Annotated in this window: 14 protein-coding genes, 1 pseudogene and 1 riboswitch; of the genes and pseudogenes, 9 read left to right on the top strand and 6 right to left on the bottom strand. The window is 66.2% G+C overall.

Going from position 1 to position 19,484, the window contains the following annotated elements; genetic code table 11:
• Nucleotides 1–25: 25 nt before the first annotated feature.
• Nucleotides 26–2,038 carry an acyltransferase family protein gene (locus MMSP_RS01415; RefSeq protein WP_020785165.1) on the top strand — a complete coding sequence of 671 codons (2,013 nt, stop codon included), beginning with the start codon at nucleotides 26–28 and terminating at the stop codon, nucleotides 2,036–2,038.
• Between the two features lie 3 nt (nucleotides 2,039–2,041).
• On the opposite strand, the gene MMSP_RS01410 is transcribed toward MMSP_RS01415, so the two are convergent.
• Nucleotides 2,042–2,707 carry an O-methyltransferase gene (locus MMSP_RS01410; RefSeq protein WP_015354109.1) on the bottom strand — a complete coding sequence of 222 codons (666 nt, stop codon included), beginning with the start codon at nucleotides 2,705–2,707 and terminating at the stop codon, nucleotides 2,042–2,044.
• Between the two features lie 105 nt (nucleotides 2,708–2,812).
• A riboswitch (M-box (ykoK) riboswitch) is annotated at nucleotides 2,813–2,983 on the top strand.
• A 298-nt stretch (nucleotides 2,984–3,281) separates the two neighbouring features.
• On the opposite strand from MMSP_RS01410, the gene MMSP_RS01405 reads away from it, so the two are divergent.
• Together MMSP_RS01405 and MMSP_RS01400 are read left to right on the top strand one after the other, a co-directional pair.
• The gene (locus MMSP_RS01405; protein WP_012392300.1) at nucleotides 3,282–3,497 is read left to right on the top strand and encodes a hypothetical protein; all 216 of its coding nucleotides are present in this window, start codon (nucleotides 3,282–3,284) and stop codon (nucleotides 3,495–3,497) included.
• Between the two features lie 107 nt (nucleotides 3,498–3,604).
• Complete coding sequence (locus MMSP_RS01400) at nucleotides 3,605–5,353, top strand: NRAMP family divalent metal transporter (protein ID WP_036425952.1); 1,749 nt, start codon at nucleotides 3,605–3,607, stop codon at nucleotides 5,351–5,353.
• A gap of 51 nt (nucleotides 5,354–5,404) precedes the next feature.
• On the opposite strand, the gene MMSP_RS01395 is transcribed toward MMSP_RS01400, so the two are convergent.
• Nucleotides 5,405–6,160 (bottom strand): L,D-transpeptidase family protein, encoded by a 756-nt coding sequence (locus MMSP_RS01395; RefSeq protein ID WP_036425950.1) that lies wholly within the window; start codon nucleotides 6,158–6,160, stop codon nucleotides 5,405–5,407.
• A 415-nt stretch (nucleotides 6,161–6,575) separates the two neighbouring features.
• Here MMSP_RS01395 and MMSP_RS01390 point away from each other — a divergent pair, with 415 nt between their 5' ends.
• The gene (locus tag MMSP_RS01390) at nucleotides 6,576–7,508 is read left to right on the top strand and encodes a LysR family transcriptional regulator (protein ID WP_036426997.1); all 933 of its coding nucleotides are present in this window, start codon (nucleotides 6,576–6,578) and stop codon (nucleotides 7,506–7,508) included.
• Here the strand turns inward: MMSP_RS01390 and oxc are convergent.
• A complete protein-coding gene (oxc, locus tag MMSP_RS01385; RefSeq protein ID WP_036425947.1) occupies nucleotides 7,492–9,255 on the bottom strand; it encodes an oxalyl-CoA decarboxylase in 1,764 nt (587 codons plus the stop codon). The two genes, MMSP_RS01390 and oxc, sit on opposite strands and share 17 nt — an antisense overlap.
• Nucleotides 9,256–9,521: 266 nt before the next feature.
• On the opposite strand from oxc, the gene MMSP_RS01375 reads away from it, so the two are divergent.
• Nucleotides 9,522–11,156, top strand: coding sequence for a FadD7 family fatty acid--CoA ligase (locus MMSP_RS01375; protein ID WP_020785160.1), 1,635 nt, complete (start codon nucleotides 9,522–9,524; stop codon nucleotides 11,154–11,156).
• Here the strand turns inward: MMSP_RS01375 and MMSP_RS01370 are convergent.
• The 3 genes from MMSP_RS01370 to MMSP_RS01360 all read right to left on the bottom strand — a co-directional run bounded on the left by MMSP_RS01370 (nucleotide 11,153) and on the right by MMSP_RS01360 (nucleotide 14,382).
• Complete coding sequence (locus MMSP_RS01370) at nucleotides 11,153–11,629, bottom strand: DUF2231 domain-containing protein (protein WP_015354114.1); 477 nt, start codon at nucleotides 11,627–11,629, stop codon at nucleotides 11,153–11,155. The two genes, MMSP_RS01375 and MMSP_RS01370, sit on opposite strands and share 4 nt — an antisense overlap.
• A 15-nt stretch (nucleotides 11,630–11,644) precedes the next feature.
• Nucleotides 11,645–13,801, bottom strand: a complete 2,157-nt coding sequence (locus tag MMSP_RS01365) for an elongation factor G-like protein EF-G2 (protein ID WP_020785159.1) — start codon at nucleotides 13,799–13,801, stop codon at nucleotides 11,645–11,647.
• A gap of 170 nt (nucleotides 13,802–13,971) precedes the next feature.
• Entirely contained in the window at nucleotides 13,972–14,382 is a 411-nt protein-coding gene (locus tag MMSP_RS01360; protein WP_011742304.1) for a TIGR03668 family PPOX class F420-dependent oxidoreductase, read from the bottom strand.
• 61 nt (nucleotides 14,383–14,443) lie between these two features.
• Between MMSP_RS01360 and MMSP_RS01355 the strand changes: the two genes are divergently transcribed.
• The 4 genes and pseudogenes from MMSP_RS01355 (at nucleotide 14,444) to MMSP_RS01340 (ending at nucleotide 19,477) form a co-directional block, all read left to right on the top strand.
• Nucleotides 14,444–14,944, top strand: coding sequence for a nuclear transport factor 2 family protein (locus tag MMSP_RS01355; protein ID WP_011742303.1), 501 nt, complete (start codon nucleotides 14,444–14,446; stop codon nucleotides 14,942–14,944).
• A gap of 112 nt (nucleotides 14,945–15,056) precedes the next feature.
• Nucleotides 15,057–16,130, top strand: coding sequence for a S1C family serine protease (locus MMSP_RS01350; protein WP_015354116.1), 1,074 nt, complete (start codon nucleotides 15,057–15,059; stop codon nucleotides 16,128–16,130).
• A gap of 121 nt (nucleotides 16,131–16,251) precedes the next feature.
• Nucleotides 16,252–18,109, top strand: a pseudogene (gene treS, locus MMSP_RS01345) (maltose alpha-D-glucosyltransferase).
• Entirely contained in the window at nucleotides 18,110–19,477 is a 1,368-nt protein-coding gene (locus MMSP_RS01340; protein ID WP_012392311.1) for a phosphotransferase, read from the top strand.
• Nucleotides 19,478–19,484: the final 7 nt, after the last annotated feature.

The raw sequence follows: 19,484 nt of genomic DNA, 5'->3' as shown, positions 1-19,484 counted from the left end.
TACCCGCAAACGTTGGATTGCTCCGGTGCGACGTGCGGGCCGCACCGCAATCTGGGACCGCGCGGGGCGACAGCGCGGAATTCCTGCGCTGGACGGCCTGCGCGCGGTGGCCGTCGCGCTGGTGCTCGTCGGGCACGGCGGCGTTCCCGGAGTGGGCGGCGGCTTCATCGGCGTGGACGTCTTCTTCGTCCTGAGCGGCTTCCTGATCACCTCGCTGCTCTTGGACGAATTGGGTCGCTCCGGTCGGATCGATCTGACCGGATTCTGGATTCGCCGCGCGCGCCGGCTGCTGCCGGCGCTGGTGCTGATGGTGCTCACCGTCGCCGCGGCCCGCGAGCTGTTGCCCTACCAGGCGCTCACCGGACTGCGTAACGACGCGCTGGCGGCCTTCCTGTGGATGGCCAACTGGCGGTTCGTCGCACAGAAGACCGACTACTTCACCCAGGGCGCGCCCCCCTCGCCGCTGCAACACACCTGGTCGTTGGGGGTGGAGGAGCAGTACTACATCGTATGGCCGCTGTTGTTGATCGCGGTGACACTGCTCTTGGCGGCCCGGGCCAGGCGCTATTTCCAGCGGGCCACCCTCGGCGGCGTCCGGTTCACCATATTCGTGATCGGCACCCTGGGGGCCCTGGCCTCTGGCGCGGCGGCCATTGTCTTTGCGTCCGAGTCAACGCGTGACCGGATCTATTTTGGCACCGATACTCGGGCCCAGGCCTTGTTGGTCGGCGCCGCGGCGGCGGCGTTGTTGGTGCGCGGTTGGACGGCGCTCAACCACGGCTGGTGCCTGGTCTGGACCCGGTGGGGGCGGCGCGTCGCCCGCTTTCTGCCGGTCATCGGGGTGGCGGGCTTGGCGGCGCTCACCCACTTTGCCACCGGAAACGTCAACGAGTTCCGCCACGGTCTGCTGATCCTGGTCGCCCTGGCCGCGGTCTTCGTGGTGGCGCCGGTTGCGCTGGAACAACGCGGAGCGGTCGCGCGTTTGCTGGCGTGGCGCCCGCTGGTCTGGCTGGGCACCATCTCCTACGGCATCTACCTGTGGCACTGGCCGATCTTTTTGGCCCTCAACGGCGAGCGCACCGGGTGGACCGGAACGCGGCTGTTCGCCGCGCGGTGTGCCCTCACCGTGGCTATCGCCGCGTTGTCGTGGTGGCTGTTCGAGCAACCGATCCGGCGCTGGCGCCCGGCGCGAGTACCGCTGCTACCCCTGGCGGCGGCCACCGTCGCCAGCGCGGCCGCCGCCACCATGCTGGTTATCCCGGTCGGCACCGGCCCGGGCCTGCGTGAGGTAGGCCTGCCACCCGGCGTTTCGGCGGTCGCCGCGGTCTCACCGTCACCGCCGGAGCCGTCCGCGCCGGGGCCAGCCGCCGCGCCACGAGATCCGAACCGGCCATTCACCGTTTCGGTGTTCGGTGACTCGATCGGCTGGACCATGATGCATTACCTGCCCGCCACACCCGGATTCCGATTTATCGACCACACCGTCATCGGTTGCAGCCTGGTGCGGGGCACGCCGTATCGCTACATCGGTCAGACATTGGAGCAACGGCCGGAGTGCGATACCTGGCCCAGCAGATGGTCCGCCCAGGTCAGTCAAGACCGGCCCGATGTCGCGCTGCTGATCATCGGTCGCTGGGAGACCGTGGACCGGGTGAACGAAGGAAAGTGGACTCACATCGGAGACCCGACCTTCGATGGGTATCTCAACTTCGAATTGCAGCGGGCGCTCAAGATCGTCGGATCCAGTGGTGTCCGGGTGATGGTGGCCACGGTGCCCTACAGCCGGGGCGGCGAGAAGCCGGATGGCCGCTTGTACCCGGAGGACCAGCCGGACCGGGTCAGGCAATGGAACGACATGTTGCGCAAGACAGTTAGCCAACACCGAAACGTCGGGATCATCGACCTCAACAAGAAGCTGTCCCCAGATGGGGTTTATACGGCCAAGGTTGACGGGATTCAGGTGCGCAGTGACGGCGTTCACCTCACCCCAGAGGGTGTGAAGTGGCTGATACCGTGGCTCGAGGAGTCGTTGCGCTAGTCGTTAATCGGCCGTGCGACAGCTGATTTCCATGCTGTCGCGGCTTCTGGCGGGAAAGTTGAAGCTCACGTAGCCGTTGGCGGGGTCCCGGATGTAGTCCAGGTACGGCCGGGAACCGGCGGACTCGGTGTTGTCGGCAAGGATCAATGCACCCGCCGGCAGCACCGGCTCCAGCAGCCTGACGACGGGTAGGTACAGGTCTTTCCAGCCGTCGAGCAGCACGAATTGGACCGGTCCGGGCACGGTTGTCAGCGTCGCGAGCGCATCCCCTTCGGCGACGGTGATCACGTCGGCCAGCTCGGTGTCGGCGAAGGTCTGCTTGGCGGCGGCGATCTTGCTGGCGTTGAGTTCGGTGGTCACCACCCGGCCGCTGCCGTTGTCGCGAACCGCGGCCGCGAGATGGATGGTGGATATGCCGAACGACATTCCGAACTCGACGACGGTCGTGGGTCGGATCGCACGGACCAGCGCATACATGAGTCGGCCGGCCTCCGGTGTCACCGGGATGTAGAACTCGCTCATCGCGTCGGCCCGTTGCTGCGCATCCCCAGACCACAGCCGTTCGATTTCAGCGCGTCGCTCGCGCAGCGCCGTCATTTCGTTTGCGGCTGCGGCGTACATCCGGTCCAGCGCCGCGGCGACTTTGGCGTCCTGCAAAGTGGTGCCCATGCCGGCGAGGGTAGGCCGCCACCATCGCCAGTGCCATCGTTGGTGGTGGCCGTTACCAAATAGCCGTTTGACGAGCAGCGGGTTTCGGTGCGAACATGGTTCCCGCAAGCACCTCGGTAGGCGAGGCGTCTGCATGGATACAGGCCACTGACCCCGAACGTCGAGAGATGCCCCGGGTCAGGACAGCTCTTCCCGGCCTAAGGGTTGAGCCCAAGTGGCTTCCGGATAGTCCGGATACGCCGTGCAGTGCCGAAGCTCCCACGAGAGGAGTGCGTTCGACGATGCGTCGCCGTACGGTCATCCCTCTTGCATAGGTGATGTGACGACACCCCCGTGTGTCATGGCCGTGAGGAGGTGAGGGCGAGACATGAGTGACATCAGTCCGGGCGATAGTCCCTATCCGAAATCCGTCTTCCCCCGATCCGGTTCCGGCATTTCTTCTACCGCCTAAGCCTTGTCGGGCCTTCACCAGGATCTGTGCCCAATCCGTGGGGCACCAGCGCCATGAAGGCCCGGGACACCTTGACGCGTTGAATGACGTAAGCCGATCGGTTTTCCCACCAGGAGTAAGATCATGGCTTTGGTTGCTACACAACGTATTCCCTACATGACCGGTTTTCCGGGACGTTCGCTGCTCAGTGCGGGCCGGCGGCTGACCAACAAGTGGTCCGCCCACTTCGTCCTGACACCGCAGGAGCGCGCCAACCGCTACGTGTCCAGGATGCCGATCGCGGTGGTTACCGCGTCGCTGGGTGGACATCCAGATCTGGGCACCAACAACTACCGCTAATTCCCTGAGCCGCAACGAACTCGGCGGCGGACGCTGACCCGGTGTCCGTCGCCGGGAGTGGCTTGCGCTGTCCGGTTCGCCACCTCTGTATCGATAGCGAGACGTTGATGACCTCGATATCCACTTCGCGTCGCGGTGCCCCGAATTCCGCTGTGCACTCCGCCGACGCCGCCGTCCTGGATTCGGCCCATACCGGCGACATCGTTGGTGCGTTCGGCCGGATCCGGCGGGATGGCGACGGCGTAGCTTCCCGGCGGTGGCAGCGTCTGCGGACCCTGATGGTCATCAGCGGTCCCGGGCTGATCGTGATGGTCGGCGACAACGACGCCGGTGGTGTCGCCACTTACGCTCAGGCCGGCCAGAACTACGGGATGACCCTGCTCTGGACCCTGGCCTTGCTGATCCCGGTGCTATACGTGAACCAGGAAATGGTGTTGCGCCTGGGTGCGGTCGTAAGGGTCGGGCACGCGCGGCTGATCTTCGAGCGCTTCGGCAAGTTCTGGGGCGCGTTCAGCGTCGGCGACCTGTTGATCCTCAATGCGCTGACCATCGTCACCGAATTCATCGGCGTATCAATGGCCCTCGGCTTTCTCGGCTGCCCGAAGGCGGTCGCCATCCCGGCCGCCGCGGTGCTGTTGTTCGCGGTGGTCGCCGGCGGCTCATTTCGCCGCTGGGAGCAGATGATGTTTCTGCTGATCGCGGTCAACGTGGTGATCATTCCGATGGCGCTACTGGTGCATCCGACGTTCTCGGGGACGGTGGGTGGTTTGGTGCCACGCTTCCCCGGAGGACTGGACTCCACGGTGCTGTTGCTCATCGTGGCGATCGTCGGCACCACGATCGCACCATGGCAGTTGTTCTTTCAGCAGTCCAACGTGGTGGACAAGCGCATCACGGCGCGCTGGATTCCCTACGCACGAGCGGATCTGGTACTCGGCATCGTCGTGGTGATCGTCGGGGCGACAGCGCTGATGGCGGTGACCGCATTCGGCCTGGCCGGCACCTCCGACGTCGGCCACTTCAGTGACGCGGGCGCGGTCGCAACGAGTTTGACCAACCACTTCGGCTCCACCGTGGGCATCCTGTTCGCAGTCGTGCTACTCGACGCATCGCTGATCGGCGCGAACGCCATCGGGCTGGCCACCACCTATGCCGTTGGCGACGCGATGGGCAAAAGGCACTCGCTGCACTGGAAGATCAGTGAGGCCCCGCTGTTCTACGGCGGCTACGCGGCGCTACTTGCGATTTCAGCCGCGGTAGCGTTCAGCCCCGACTACTTGCTCGGCTTGGTGACCCAGGGTGTGCAGGCCCTCGCCGGCATCCTGCTACCGTCGGCAACGGTATTTCTGGTGTTGCTCTGCAACGACCATGCGGTACTGGGTCCGTGGGTAAACACCCTGCGGCAGAACATTATTGCTTGGACCACGGTCTGGTGTCTGGTCTTGCTGTCGCTGGCGCTGACGGTAACGACCTTCTTTCCGCGCCTGTCGACCGCCGCCATCGAGATAGGTCTGGTGGCCGGCGCGGCGATCGGCATGATGGGCGGCGCTGCGGTGCTCATCACCGGCCGCCGGCGCAGCGACCGACGCGACGCGGAGGCCATCTCGCAATCCCTGGGCGGCGGGCTGGATCCCGGGGAGGTCGATGAGATCAACGACGCCAAGTTGCTCAGCCGTGCCGAACGGCGTGCCATTCGCCAACAGGACCGGGCCCAGTGGTGTACCCCCAATCTGACCGACCTTGCCCGCCCGGCCATGTCGCCGGCACACCGGCTGGGCCTATTCACCCTGCGGGCCTACCTCGTGGTCGCGGTGGTGCTGGTGGTTGTCAAGGTGGTGCAGGCCGGGATCGGCTGACCGGCTGGATGATTCAGCCGGCAGCCAGCACCGTTGTGCGCGCCGCAAAGACTAGCCGACCACCTCGATCGGATCGCCGACGTTGACGCTGTCGAAGTACCACGCCGCGTTATCCGGGCTCAGGTTGATGCACCCGTGGCTCACATTGGCGTAGCCCTGTGAGTTCACCGACCACGGCGCCGAATGGACATACACTCCGCTCCACGTGACCCGAACCGCGTAGGAGGCGGTGATCATGTACCCCTCCGACGAGTTCAGCGGGATGCCGATGGTGCGGGAGTCCATGACAACGGTGCGCTCTTTGGACAAGGCGGTGAAGCTGCCGATCGGAGTGGGGCGACTGGGTTTGCCCATCGACGCCGGCATGGTGCGCAGCACGTCACCGTTGCGGCTGACGGTGAAGGTGTGCGCGGAGACGCTGGCCACACCGAGCAGCTCGTCACCGGTCTCGAAGCCGGTGGTCAGTTCCTGCACCCCCACCGAAACGCGCGTGTGGGTGGGCCAGTATCGGTCCGGCACCCACTGCACGACGTTGCTTTGGACCCACTGGAAGTGTCCGGTCATGTTGCTCGGTGAAAGGACGTGAATGGTCCGTTGGGCGGCGCGGCGGTTGGTCACTGGCGCGGTGAACGTCACCACCACGGGGTGCGCCACTCCTACCACCGCTCCGTTCGCGGGCAACACCGAAGTAACGCCCGGAATCGGCTCTGCGGCCGGCAGGGCCGCGGTGGCGGGACTGCCCGCTGCCACGACCGCCAATACTGTAATCGCAACCATAACGAATAGATAACGAATTATTCGACGCATGGCGTCCGCCCTTCGAGATGGTGCGAGCAACTAAACGCATTCTAGTTGTTAGGTGCCCACTCGCGGGGTGTAGCAAACAATTCTCAGTTAGCCAGGGGGTCGGGATTCGGGCCCATATTCGGGGTCTCGGGTGAAACTCCTCGGTGCGCCGAAAATCAATCCGAAATTGACGTTGGCGCAGATTCCGGGGTCGGATTCGCTGGTAGCGATACCGATTCCGCGTACGTCCGGGCTGGCTCGTCGCGCCGCGCCTGCGGTCCAACCGCGCTGCGGGGTAACGAGAACCGCCCAATGGCGCGCGGACCTTGTCGCGACGGTGCAGGACCTGGCGGCCCAATCGGGGACCGGCGGGCGACAACGGTCCGGTGGGGGCGGTAGCCTCAGCGAATCGGTACCCATGACCGAGGAGGTGTCAGTGCTCTTCCGTCAACTGGAGTACTTCGTCGCGGTAGCTCAGGAACGCCACTTCGCCCGGGCGGCGGAGAAGTGTTATGTGTCGCAGCCCGCCTTGTCCTCGGCAATCGCCAAGCTCGAACGTGAACTCAACGTCACCTTGATCAATCGGGGCCACAGCTTCGAGGGGCTCACCCCGGAGGGTGAGCGGTTGGTGGTCTGGGCCAAGCGGATCATCGCCGAGCACGACGCCTTCAAGGCAGAGGTGGACGCGGTGCGATCGGGGATCACCGGAACGCTGCGTTTGGGCACCGTTCCGTCTGCCTCGACAACTGCGTCGCTGGTGCTGTCGGACTTCTGCTCGGCGCACCCGTTGGTGAAGGCGCAGATCTGTTCCCGGTTGGCGGTCACCGAGCTGTACCGGCGGCTGCGTGACTTCGAGCTGGACGCCGCCATCGTGTATACGTCCTCCGACGATGGTCATGACGTTGACTTGGTGCCGCTGTACGAGGAGCGCCATGTGCTGCTGGCGCCGCCGGAGATGTTGCCCCCGGGCGTGTCGACGCTGAGCTGGCTCGATGCCGCGCAGCTACCACTGGCCCTGCTCTCCTCGGATATGCGAGACCGGCAAATCATCGACGCGGCCTTCGCCGACCACGCCATCACGGTCAGTCCGCAGGTTGAAACCGATTCCGTTGCTTCGCTGTTCGCTCAGGTCGCCACGGGGAATTCGGCGTCCATTGTGCCGCACACCTGGCTATGGACCACACCCGCGGGCGGTGAGATACGCCCGGTCCAACTGGTCAGCCCGGTGGTGAAAGCCCAGGTCGCCTTGGCTACCAGTTCCACCGGGCCTGGATCTCCCGTCGCCAGGGCGCTGATGACCAGCGCCCAGGGGCTCGCGTTGGATGAGTTCTTCCAAACGCGGCTGATGGAGATCAGCCGCCGGCGCTGACCCGCGCTGGGGTGGCCGCGCTAGTGGGATTTAGGCTGGCTAGGTGCCCGCTCTCCACACCGGCGGCCGGGTCGAGTTCGCAGTCGATGACGGTGGGTCCGTTGGATGCGAGCGCCGCGGTCAGCGCCGACCGCAGCTCAGTCGAGGTGGTGACGTGATATCCCTTGCCGCCGAATGCTTCTGCGATCAGCTCGTGGCGTGCGTGGGCGCTCAACACAGTGGGGGCGGGGTCGTTGGGACTGGCGTCTGTGGCCTGGGCCTTGGTGGCCTCGTCGCCACGGTAGACGCCGCCGTTGTTGAGGATGACCACGGTGACGGGAAGCTGGTAGCGGCAGATGGTCTCGACCTCCATGCCGCTGAAACCAAATGCACTATCCCCTTCGATTGCGACGACGGGCCGGCCGGTCTCCACCGCGGCCGCGATGGAGTAGCCCATGCCGATACCCATCACCCCCCACGTTCCTGTGTCGATACGGTGACGCGGCAGCTGCATGTCGATGACATTGCGGGCCAGGTCTAGCGCGTTGGCGCCTTCATTGACCACATACACGTCGGGATTATCGTGCAGCACAGTGCGAATGGCGCCAAGCGCGTTGTAGAACCGCATCGGGTGCGGATCCTCGGCCAAGCGTTGCAGCATTTTTGCTTCGTTGCGTGCCTTGCGTTCGGCGAGCTCGGTGGTCCACGGGGCCCTGGTCGCGATCGGATGCCGGGCCAGGCCGTCGGACAATGCCGCCATCACCGAGCCGATGTCGCCGGTCAGTGGCGCGGCAATCGGGCGGTTGCTATCGAACTCCGATGCCGCGATGTCGACCTGGATGAACTTGGCGTCGGCCGACCACTGCGGTGACTCGCCGTGGCCGAGTAGCCAATTCAGCCGAGCCCCGATCAGCAGGACAGCGTCGGCGCGGGCGATGGCAAGCGAGCGAGCCGCCCCCGCGGAGCACGGATGCGAATCCGGCAGTAGCCCCTTGGCCATTGACATGGGCAGGAACGGAATTCCGGTCGTCTCGATGAAGTCCCGGATCGCGTTGTCGGCCTGTGCATATGCCGCGCCCTTGCCCAGCACGATCAGCGGACGTTGGGCCTGGCTGAGGATGGTCAGTGCGCGATCGACGGCCTCGGGTGCGGGCAATTGCCGCGGGGCCGGGTCGACGAGGCGCCAAACGGTCGCCGCGGCGGCCGTCGCGTCCATCGCCTGACCGAGCACCTCGCCGGGGACGTCGAGGTAGACCCCGCCCGGGCGGCCCGAGATCGCGGTGCGCAACGCGCGGGCAATGCCAAGCCCGACATCTTCGACCCGATTGATCCGGTACGCGGCTTTCGCGAATGGGCGGGCCGCGTTGAGCTGGTCGATCTCCTGATAGTCGCCACGTGCCAGATCCACGATCGCCCGCTGGCTGGACCCGGAAATCTGGATCATCGGGACGCAGTTGGCGGTTGCGTTGGCCAGTGCGGGCAGCGCGTTGAGGAAACCCGGGCCCGACGTGGTGAGGCACACCCCGGGCCGGGCGGTCAGGAAGCCTGCGGCGGCCGCCGCGTTGGCGGCGGAGGCTTCGTGGCGGAATCCGATGTAGCGGATTCCGCGGGCCTGCACGGTGCGCGCCAGGTCGGTGATGGGGATGCCGACGATTCCGTAGATCGTGGCGACGTCGTTGGCTTTGAGTGCGTCGGCCACCAGATGGAAACCATCGGTCAATCCGCCTGCGGCTGTCGCGTCGCTGGGAGATGCCGATTGTGTGGTCATGGTGGCGACTCCTCGGGTGTGTTGGTGGCCGGTGGCTTGATCACCACTCTTATCGGGTGCCCCCGCTGTGTCCAAGACCGGTTCTCTATCCGACGATTCACTCCGTCTATCGAGCGGCGGCTACGGCGTAGGCCGGCACCACCGCGACTCGATAGCCGTCGACTATCGACTGGTAGCCGGTCAGTATTGGACAACGCGTACCGATCACCGGCAGGGTGCTGATCAGGTGCCAACTGCACCGGTAATACCTGGAGGGAGTGCACGCGATGGCATCGGACTCGATCACCGGCGGCCAGGCAGTGCCCGCGCACGTCGGGACCCAACCCTGCGACTCGGCCGCCGGCCCTCGGCTGGCGGATCTGGTGGAGCTGGCGGCGGCCCAGCTGCCGGAGGCAACCGCGGTCATCTTCACCGCCGATCGTGTCGCGGTCAGCTATCGCGACCTGGTCCGCCTGGTCGACGACCTCGCCGGGCAGCTGACTCGGGCCGGCCTGCGGCAGGGGGAGCGGGTGGCGTTGCGCTCGGGCAGCAACCTCGAGTTCGTGGTCGCGCTGCTGGCCGCGTCACGCGCGAATCTGATCGTCGTTCCGCTGGATCCGGCGCTGCCGGTCGCTGACCAACGCGCCCGCGCCGGGGCCGCAGGGGCACGCGTGGTGCTCATCGACGGCACCGGACCCGGCGACCGGGATGAACCGGCGGTTCGATGGTGGCCGATCGCGGTGAGTGTGGCGCGCGATACCGGCATTCTGTCGGTCCATTTGGACGCCGCCGGCGAGCCCACCGCGGTGGCGTCGGCGCCCCAGGGGTCGCGGGCCGACGACGCCATGATCATGTTCACCGGGGGAACCACGGGGCTGCCGAAGATGGTTCCCTGGACGCGCGCCAACATCGCCACCTCGATACGGTCCATCATCGCGGGATACCGGCTGAGCCCACAGGACGCGACGGTTGCGGTGATGCCGCTGTACCACGGCCACGGCCTGATGGCCGCGTTGCTGTCGACCCTGGTCTCGGGGGGCACGGTGCTGCTGCCGGCTCGCGGAAAATTCTCGGCGCACACATTCTGGGACGACATTCACGTCGCGCACGCCACCTGGTACACCGCGGTGCCCACGATCCACCAGATCTTGTTGGAGCGCGCCAAGACGGAACGGGAAGCCGACTCGTCCGGCCGGACTCGCGCCGCATTGCGCTTCATCCGCAGTTGCAGCGCGCCACTCACGCCCGAAACCGCGCAAGCGTTGCATGACGAGTTCTCCGCCCCGGTGTTGTGCGCATTCGGCATGACCGAGGCCACCCACCAGGTGGCAAGCACCGGTGTCGAGGGCAGCGGCTGCGACGAAAACCCCGCTGAGTCAACCGGTCTGGTCGGTCGATCAACGGGGCCCGAAATCCGGATCGTCGGGCCCGACGGGCATCCGGTCGGGCCCGGCGCCGTCGGCGAAGTCTGGTTGCACGGCCCCACGGTGGTGCGCGGCTACCTCGGTGACCCGAAGATCACCGCGGCAAACTTCACCGACGGCTGGCTACGCACCGGCGACCTCGGAACCCTGTCGCAGGCGGGCGACCTCAGCATCCGCGGCCGGATCAAGGAACTGATCAACCGGGGCGGGGAGAAGATTTCCCCGGAACGCGTCGAAGGGGTGCTGGCCAGCCACCCCGGGGTGCAGGAGAACGCGGTCTTCGGCGTCCCCGACGCGCTCTACGGCGAAGCGGTCGCGGCGGTGATCGTGCCGCGTGAGCCCGCGCCCACTGCGCAGGAACTCGCCGAATTCTGCCGGGAGAAGCTGGCGTCCTTCGAAATTCCGGCCACCTTCCAGATGGCCAGTGAGCTGCCGCATACCGCGAAGGGGTCGCTGGACCGGCGCGCGGTGGCCCAACAGTTCGGCGGGCAGGCCTAGTAGGGTCCCAGCGCCGAAGCGATGGAACCCCAGGCGGCCTGCGCGCCGGAATCGCCGACCTGGTAGGTCGCGACGAGCGTGGCCGCGGCGGCAACGATCACCAGCGCGGTGATCGTCAGGTGCGTCGCGGTGTTGACCGCACGCCCCCGTTCCCGGCGAACATGCATGACCACCAGCAGGGCGACGGCCAACGCCTGGACCGCCATGAAATAGGTCAGGGTCTCACCGAGTTCCTGGTGCTTTTCTACCATCGGTGACGGGCCCAGCCGAGCCTGAAGCCATGCACCGGCGTCAGCGGTGATCGGGGTCGCGATGAGTGTGATGACCGCCAGCAGCAGCGTCAGCCAGACAAATCGCTGCCGTGCCGGTGTCCACAAGGCACACACGATGGCCAGGATCGCGGTCAGCGGACCCAGCACCACGACCAGGTGATTGAGCAGGATGTGCGCGGGCAGTCCGTTGATGGTCGACATGAATCCGCCGGGCCGCTATGCGTGAGTCTTCACGCGGGCGGCGGCGGATTCGGGCATCGGCTCATAGCGGGCGAAGGAGCGGGTGAACGACGCCGCCCCGTGGGCCAGGGAGCGCAAATCGATGGCGTACCTGGTCAATTCGACCTGCGGCACCTCGGCCTTGACCACCGTGCGTTCGTGGCCCACCGTGTCGGTGCCGAGCACCCGGCCGCGACGTCCGGACAGGTCGCCCATGATGGTGCCGACGTAATCGTCGGGCACGAGCACCGCGATCTCGTCGATCGGTTCCAGCAGCGTCACCCTGGTCGCGGCGGCCGCCTCTCGCAGCGCCAGTGAACCGGCCATCTGGAAGGCGAAATCCGATGAGTCGACGCTGTGGGCTTTGCCGTCGAGCAGCGTCACCCGGATGTCGACAACCGGGTACCCGGCGTGCACGCCCTTGTCCATCTGGGCTCGGACGCCCTTCTCCACGCTGGGAATGAACTGACGTGGCACCGCTCCACCGACCACCTTGTCGAGGAACTCGAACCCCGAGCCCTCCGGAAGCGGTTCCACTTCGATGTCGCAGACCCCGTACTGGCCGTGCCCACCGGACTGCTTGACGTGCCGGCCGTGCCCCTTGGCGTTGCCGCTGAAGGTTTCGCGCAACGGCACCCGCAGCTCGACGGTGTCGACGGTGACGCCGTATCGGTTGGCGAGCGCGTCGAGTACCACGCCGGCATGGGCCTCGCCCATGCACCAGAGCACGATCTGGTGGGTCTCCTGGTTCTGCTCGATGCGCAGCGTTGGGTCTTCGGCGGCCAGCCGGCTCAGTCCGACCGCGAGTTTGTCCTCGTCGGTCTTGGCATGGGCTTCAATGGCCATCGGTAGTAGCGGCTCCGGCATGGTCCAGGGCTTCAGCACCAGCGGTTCGGACTTGTCCGACAGGGTGTCGCCGGTTTCGGCCCGGCTCAGCCTGCCGATCGCGCAGATGTCACCGGCCACCACTTTGGTGGCCGGACGTTGCTGTTTTCCGAGCGGAAACGACAGCACCCCGATGCGTTCGTCCTCGTCGTGGTCGGGGTGTGTGCTGGCGGCCGCGCCGTTCCCGTTGGCACTGCCGAAAAAGGATGAGAAGTGACCTGACACGTGAACCGTGGCGTCGGGCTTGATGGTTCCGGCGAAGACCCGGACCAGGCTGACCCTGCCGACGTAGGGGTCCGACGTCGTCTTGACCACTTCGGCGAGCAATGGCGAGTCAACGTCGCAGGCCAAGTCGGCGTGGGTGGCGCCCTGTGGGGTGAAGACCTCCGGCAGCGGATGTTCGCGGGGCGAGGGGAAGCCCCGCGTGGCAACTTCGAGCAGTTCCAGCGTGTCGACACCGGTGCTGGCGCACACCGGGATCACCGGAAAAAACGAGCCCCGCGCAACGGCCTTCTCCAGATCCTCGATCAGGATCGATTCGTCGATCTGCTCGCCACCGAGGTAGCGCTCCATCAGCGACTCATCCTCGGACTCTTCGATGATTCCCTCGATCAGGGACCCGCGGGCCTCCTCTATCCGGTCCGCGTCCGAAGCTCCGGGTGCCGTCTCGCAGCGCGTGCCGTTTGCGTAGGCGTACTGGGTTTGGGACAACAAGCCGATCAAGCCGTCGCTGGTCGGTAGACACAGCGGCAGTACTTTGTCCCCGAACGCGATCTGGGCGGCAGCCAACGCCTCCGCGTAGTTCGCTCGCGCGTGGTCGAGTTTGGTGATCACCACCGCCCGCGGCATGCCAACCTGGCTGCATTCTTGCCAGAGCGACTTCGTCGGCTCGTCCACACCCTCGTTTGCCGCGATGACAAATAGCGCGCAGTCCGCGGCGCGCAGCCCGGCGCGCAGTTCACCCACGAAGTCGGCATAGCCGGGGGTGTCGACCAGATTGACCTTGATGCCCTGGTGTGACAGTGCGGCGACCGCCAGGCCGACCGAGCGCTGTTGACGGATCTCCGCTTCGTCGAAGTCGCAGACCGTGGTGCCGTCGGTTACCGAGCCGGGGCGAGAGAGCACTCCGGCGGACACCAAAACCGCTTCCACGAGGGTGGTTTTCCCGCCCCCGGACGGTCCGACCAGAACCACGTTGCGGATAGCGTCCGGACCTTCGGCGGTAGGCGCAGTTCCCGAACCCGAGGAACTACCCGCTCTGTCGGCCATGACTTGCCTCCCGTTCTTCCCGGGGTTGTCCGCCCACTCCCGTACGCGGTGTGTTCCAGCCCATAGGACGCAGTAGCAACTTTTCTCTCAACTGCCCCGCAACACAAGGGTCGGTAACGGGCGCCTACCGGAGCGGACCGGAGACCAGATGCCACAACGCGCGGGGCGGGTCACGCGTGCCAGCTGGACCAGCGCCGCACGGCTACGCAGATTACCGGCCCATCCAGCAGCACCGATTGGTATTGGGCGTACTTTGCGCGCAGCAGCCGGTAACCGGTGTGCAGCACCGCTCCGGCCGGATGGATTTGGGCGACTCCGTCGGCGCGGACCCACCACAACTGCGTCCAGTCGTCGTCGTAATGATCGACCAGCAGGCTGACCTGCGGCGTGCGCTCAATGTTGGTGAGCCGGCGCAGCCTGCGGGTGGATTTCGGCTTCGCGTCGACGGCAGTGAAGATCAGGTCGTTGTCGACCGCGAAAACCACCGGCACCACATGGGGAATGCCCTCGGGGGTGACCGTTGCCAACCGCGCCACCGGGGATTGGGTGAACCTGACCGCGGGGTCGAACACTTCGCCCACCGGCCCAGCCTACGGCCCGGAGTGGGGCCGGTCGGTCTGGCCGGCGCGCTACCGTTGCTCGATGCGGGCGGAGACTCAGATCGCCAACCTGCTCTATCGCTATGCCGAATGCATCGACGCCGGCGATTTGCCGGCGGCCGCCGCGCTCTTCGAGCACGCCCGCATCCGAATCGCCGCGGACGGTGATCAGGACGGCGGTCAGGACACCGTCGATGCGGCGGGATTGTTGAAGATCTGGGAGGCCCTGATCATTGTGTATCCCAACGGGACGCCGCGCACCAAGCACGTGGTCAGCAATCCGATCATCGAGATCGACCCGCAGTGCGGAATCGCTCGTTGTCGCAGCTACTACACCGTTTTTCAGCAGGTCGACGACTTCCCGCTACAGCCGATCGTCACGGGCCGCTACCACGACCGTTTCGCCTGCGTCGACGGCAAATGGCGGTTTTCCTACCGCGACCTGACTCTGATCGACATGGTGGGTGACGTCAGCCACCATCTCAGGTATGCGCTGGAGCCCGGTCCGTCGACCTCGGCGAATAACCGGCGATCTGGGCCTTAGCAAGGCCACACATCGCTATCCTTGGACTATTCTCGTAAGACTAGGTTTTGCTGCCCGGACCTGAAGGCTGGGACAATTCTCTGATTCTTACCCCGACGCAGGAGGATGCGGGATGAGTAAATTGCGCCACCACTCACCGAGGTGGTCATGGCTAGTGGCGGTACTGGCCGTGCTGGGACTGGGCCTGGCCACCGTGCCGGCGCCGGCGCACGCGGCGCCGTCGAACCTGGCGCTGGATCGGTTCGCCGACTTCCCGACACTGCCGCTTGACCCCTCGGCGATGGTCGCGCAGGTCGGCCCGCAGGTCGTCAACGTCAACACCAAGCTCGGCTACAACAACGCGGTCGGGGCCGGAACGGGCATCATCATCGATCCCGCCGGCGTCGTGCTGACCAACAACCACGTGATCTCGGGCGCCACCGACATCTCCGTCTTCAGTGTCGGTGACGGCCGCACCTACGGCGTCGACGTGGTCGGTTACGACCGCACCCGCGACGTCGCGGTGCTGCAGATGCGCGGCGCGGGTGGCCTTCCCGCCGCCGCGATCGGCGGCGGCGTCTCCGTTGGTGAGCCGATCGTGGCGATGGGCAACACCGGCGGGCAGGGCGGTACGCCCCGCGCGGTGCCCGGACGCGTGGTCGCACTGGACCAGACCGTCGAGGCATCCGACGCGCTGACCGGCGCCGAAGAGACGCTCAACGGGTTGATTCAGGTGGACGCCGCGATCGCCCCCGGTGACTCCGGCGGGCCGATCGTCAACAACATGGGTCAGGTGGTCGGCATGAACACCGCCGCCTCCGACAACTTCCAGATGTCCGGTGGCGGAACGGGCTTCGCCATCCCGATCGGACAGGCGATGGGCATCGCCGGACAGATCCGCTCCGGCGGCGGGTCGCCCACGGTGCACATCGGGCCCACCGCCTTCCTCGGTCTGGGTGTCGTCGACAACAACGGCACCGGGGCCAAGGTTGCGCGCGTGGTTGGCAGCGCTCCGGCGGCGGTGGTCGGCATCTCCACCGGCGACATCATCACCGCACTCGGCGGCGCCCCGATCAACTCGGCGACCGCGATGTCGGATGCGCTCAACGGGCACCACCCTGGCGACATCGTCTCGATCAGCTGGACATCCAGTTCGGGTGGGCAGCGCACCGAAAACGTGACGCTTGCCGAGGGCCCGCCCGCCTGATCTCGCTGCGGCTTCTTCGCGTCGGTCAGCCAATTCGCATGGCACCGGGCGTGATTGCGCGCATCGATCTTGGCGTGATTCTTATGGTTGCGCCTCGGGTACCCGTGGCATCGTGGAATTGATGAACGAGGCAACCAACACCATCGAGCACAATCCAGCCGAGGGCAGCCACGTCGAGGGAGGTGTGGTCGAACACCCCGATGCCAAGGATTTCGGCAACGCGGCCGCGTTGCCCGCCGACCCAACCTGGTTCAAACACGCGGTCTTCTACGAGGTACTGGTCCGGGCGTTCTACGACGGCACCGCCGACGGTTCCGGCGATCTGCGCGGCCTGATGCAGCGCCTGGACTATCTGCAGTGGCTGGGTATCGATTGCATCTGGTTGCCCCCGTTCTACGATTCGCCCCTGCGTGACGGCGGCTATGACATCCGGGACTTCTACAAGGTCTTGCCGGAGTTCGGCACCGTCGGCGACTTCGTTGCCCTGGTAGACGCGGCCCACCGGCGCGGCATCCGGGTGATCACCGACCTGGTGATGAACCACACCTCGGAATCGCACCCGTGGTTTCAGGAGTCTCGGCACGACCCCGACGGCCCCTACGGGGACTACTACGTCTGGAGCGACAGCAGCGAGAAATACACCGACGCCCGGATCATTTTCGTGGACACCGAAGAGTCCAACTGGACTTTCGATCCCGTGCGCCGCCAGTTCTACTGGCACCGGTTTTTCTCCCATCAGCCGGACCTGAACTATGACAACCCGGCCGTGCAAGAGGCGATGATCGACGTCCTGCGGTTCTGGCTGGGCCTGGGGATCGACGGATTCCGGTTGGACGCCGTTCCCTACCTGTTCGAGCGGGAGGGAACCAACTGCGAGAACCTGCCCGAGACGCACGCCTTCCTCAAGCGCGTCCGCAAGGTGGTGGACGACGAATTCCCGGGCCGGGTGTTGCTGGCCGAGGCCAATCAGTGGCCGGCCGACGTCGTCGAGTACTTCGGTGAGGCCAGCACCGGTGGCGACGAATGCCATATGGCCTTTCACTTCCCGCTGATGCCGCGCATCTTCATGGCGGTCCGCCGCGAATCGCGGTTTCCGATCTCGGAGATTCTGGCAAAGACCCCGCCCATCCCCGATATGGCACAGTGGGGAATCTTCTTGCGCAACCATGACGAGTTGACGCTGGAAATGGTCACCGACGAAGAACGCGACTACATGTACGCGGAGTACGCCAAGGACCCGCGGATGAAAGCGAACGTCGGGATCCGCCGCCGGCTGGCGCCGTTGCTGGAGAATGACCGCAACCAGATCCAGCTGTTCAATGCGCTGCTGCTCTCGCTGCCCGGCTCGCCGGTGCTCTACTACGGCGACGAAATCGGCATGGGCGACGTCATCTGGTTGGGGGATCGCGACGGGGTGCGGACTCCGATGCAGTGGACCCCGGACCGCAACGCCGGTTTCTCCACCGCCAACCCGGGCCGGCTGTACCTGCCCCCAAGCCAGGACTCCGTTTACGGGTATCAGGCGGTCAACGTCGAGGCGCAACGGGACACCTCGACATCGCTGTTGAACTGGACCCGCACCATGCTGGCGGTACGACGCCGCCACAACGCGTTCGCCGTCGGCACGTTCCAGGAGCTGGGCGGCTCCAACCCGTCGATCCTGGCCTACGTGCGCGAGGCCCCGGGACCGGCCGGCGAAGACGGGGACGTCGTGCTGTGTGTGAACAACTTGTCGCGCTTCCCGCAGCCCATCGAGCTCAACCTGCAGCAGTGGAACAGCTACACGCCCGTCGAGCTGACCGGGCAAGTGGAATTTCCCAAAATCGGGCACCTGCCTTACCTGCTCACCCTTCCGGGGCGCGGGTTCTACTGGTTTCAGCTGTCCGCATCCGAGGAGGAACGATGACCGCGCCGGTGACGATGCACTGGGGGCACCGCCCGCTTGCGGGGGACCAAGCAATGAGAAGGAGCGGCGCTAAATGAACTCGCCAGCCACGCTTGCAGCCAAGCTGCCCTGGTCGGAATGGCTCCCGCAGCAACGCTGGTACGCCGGACGCAACCGCGAACTGGCCGCCGCCGAACCGGGTGCGGTGGTGGCGCTGCGCGATGATCTGGACCTGGTGCTGGTGGATGTCAGCTACACGGACGGCTCCGCGGAGCGCTACCAGGTGCTGGTGCGCTGGGATGCCGGGCCGGTCTCGGAATTCAGCACGCTGGCCACCATCGGCTCCGCCGACGACCACACCGGCTTCGACGCCCTCTATGACCCGGTGGCGCCGCAGGTTCTGCTCTCGCTGATCGACTCGTCGGCCGTGCGAAGTTCGTCCGACGGGCAGGTCAGCTTCGCTCGCGAGCCCGATGTCGAGCTGCCGCTGGATGCCTACCCGCGGGTCTCTGACGCCGAACAAAGCAATACCAGCGTGATATTCGACCGCGGGCAGGCCGCGATCCTGAAGGTCTTCCGCCGGGTGAGCAGCGGGATCAATCCCGACATCGAACTCAACCGGGTGCTGGGCCGGGCGCACAATCCGCACGTGGCGCGGCTGCTGGGCACCTACGAAATCGGCATCCCCGGCGAGCCCCCGGAGGCCGCGTGCCCGCTGGGCATGGCAACCGCCTACGCGGCCAACGCGGCCGAAGGCTGGGCGATGGCCACCGCCAGCGTCCGTGACCTGTTCGCCGAGGGCGACCTGTACGCACACGAAGTCGGCGGCGACTTTGCCGGCGAGTCCCGCCGGCTCGGTGAAGCGGTCGCGTCGGTGCACGCGACCCTGGCCGAGCAGCTGGGGACGGCACAGGCCACCTTCCCGGTGGACCACGTGCTGGCGCGGTTGTCGTCGACCGCTGCGGCGGTGCCCGAACTGCAGCAGTACGCCGGCACCATCGAAGAACGGTTCGTCAAGCTGGTCGACGAGACGATCAGCGTTCAGCGCGTGCATGGGGATCTGCATCTGGGGCAGGTTCTGCGCACGCCGGAGAGCTGGGTGCTGATCGACTTCGAAGGCGAACCGGGGCAGCCGCTGCGGGAGCGGCGGGCCCCCGATTCGCCGCTGCGCGACGTCGCGGGGGTCTTGCGCTCGTTCGAGTACGCCGCCTATGGGCCGCTGGTCGACCACGCCGACGATAAGCAGCTGGCGGCTCGCGCCCGGGAATGGATCACCCGCAACCGCACCGCGTTCTGCGAAGGCTATGCGGCCGCCTCGGGAAACGATCCGCGGGATTCGGAGCTGCTGCTGGCCGCCTACGAACTCGACAAGGCCGTCTATGAGGCCGGCTATGAGTCGCGGCACCGGCCCGGCTGGCTGCCGATCCCGCTGCGCTCGATCGCGCGGCTCACCGCCACCTAGGTCGGCG

This window comes from Mycobacterium sp. 012931 (assembly GCF_000419295.1).
GTDB classification, from domain to species: Bacteria; Actinomycetota; Actinomycetes; order Mycobacteriales; family Mycobacteriaceae; genus Mycobacterium; species Mycobacterium marinum.
The sequence above is the reverse complement of the archived record's forward strand: the minus strand, read 5'-3'. Positions and strand labels throughout refer to the sequence as shown.

Excerpts from the sequence above, each read along its gene's own strand:
- MMSP_RS01350 (WP_015354116.1), top strand. The coding sequence starts at position 15,057 with ATGAGTAAATTGCGCCACCACTCACCGAGGTGGTCATGGCTAGTGGCG.
- MMSP_RS01370 (WP_015354114.1), bottom strand. The coding sequence starts at position 11,629 with ATGTCGACCATCAACGGACTGCCCGCGCACATCCTGCTCAATCACCTG.
- MMSP_RS01410 (WP_015354109.1), bottom strand. The coding sequence starts at position 2,707 with ATGGGCACCACTTTGCAGGACGCCAAAGTCGCCGCGGCGCTGGACCGG.
- MMSP_RS01375 (WP_020785160.1), top strand. The coding sequence starts at position 9,522 with ATGGCATCGGACTCGATCACCGGCGGCCAGGCAGTGCCCGCGCACGTC.
- oxc (WP_036425947.1), bottom strand. The coding sequence starts at position 9,255 with ATGACCACACAATCGGCATCTCCCAGCGACGCGACAGCCGCAGGCGGA.
- MMSP_RS01405 (WP_012392300.1), top strand. The coding sequence starts at position 3,282 with ATGGCTTTGGTTGCTACACAACGTATTCCCTACATGACCGGTTTTCCG.
- MMSP_RS01400 (WP_036425952.1), top strand. The coding sequence starts at position 3,605 with ATGACCTCGATATCCACTTCGCGTCGCGGTGCCCCGAATTCCGCTGTG.
- MMSP_RS01355 (WP_011742303.1), top strand. The coding sequence starts at position 14,444 with ATGCGGGCGGAGACTCAGATCGCCAACCTGCTCTATCGCTATGCCGAA.
- MMSP_RS01340 (WP_012392311.1), top strand. The coding sequence starts at position 18,110 with ATGAACTCGCCAGCCACGCTTGCAGCCAAGCTGCCCTGGTCGGAATGG.
- MMSP_RS01395 (WP_036425950.1), bottom strand. The coding sequence starts at position 6,160 with ATGCGTCGAATAATTCGTTATCTATTCGTTATGGTTGCGATTACAGTA.
- MMSP_RS01365 (WP_020785159.1), bottom strand. The coding sequence starts at position 13,801 with ATGGCCGACAGAGCGGGTAGTTCCTCGGGTTCGGGAACTGCGCCTACC.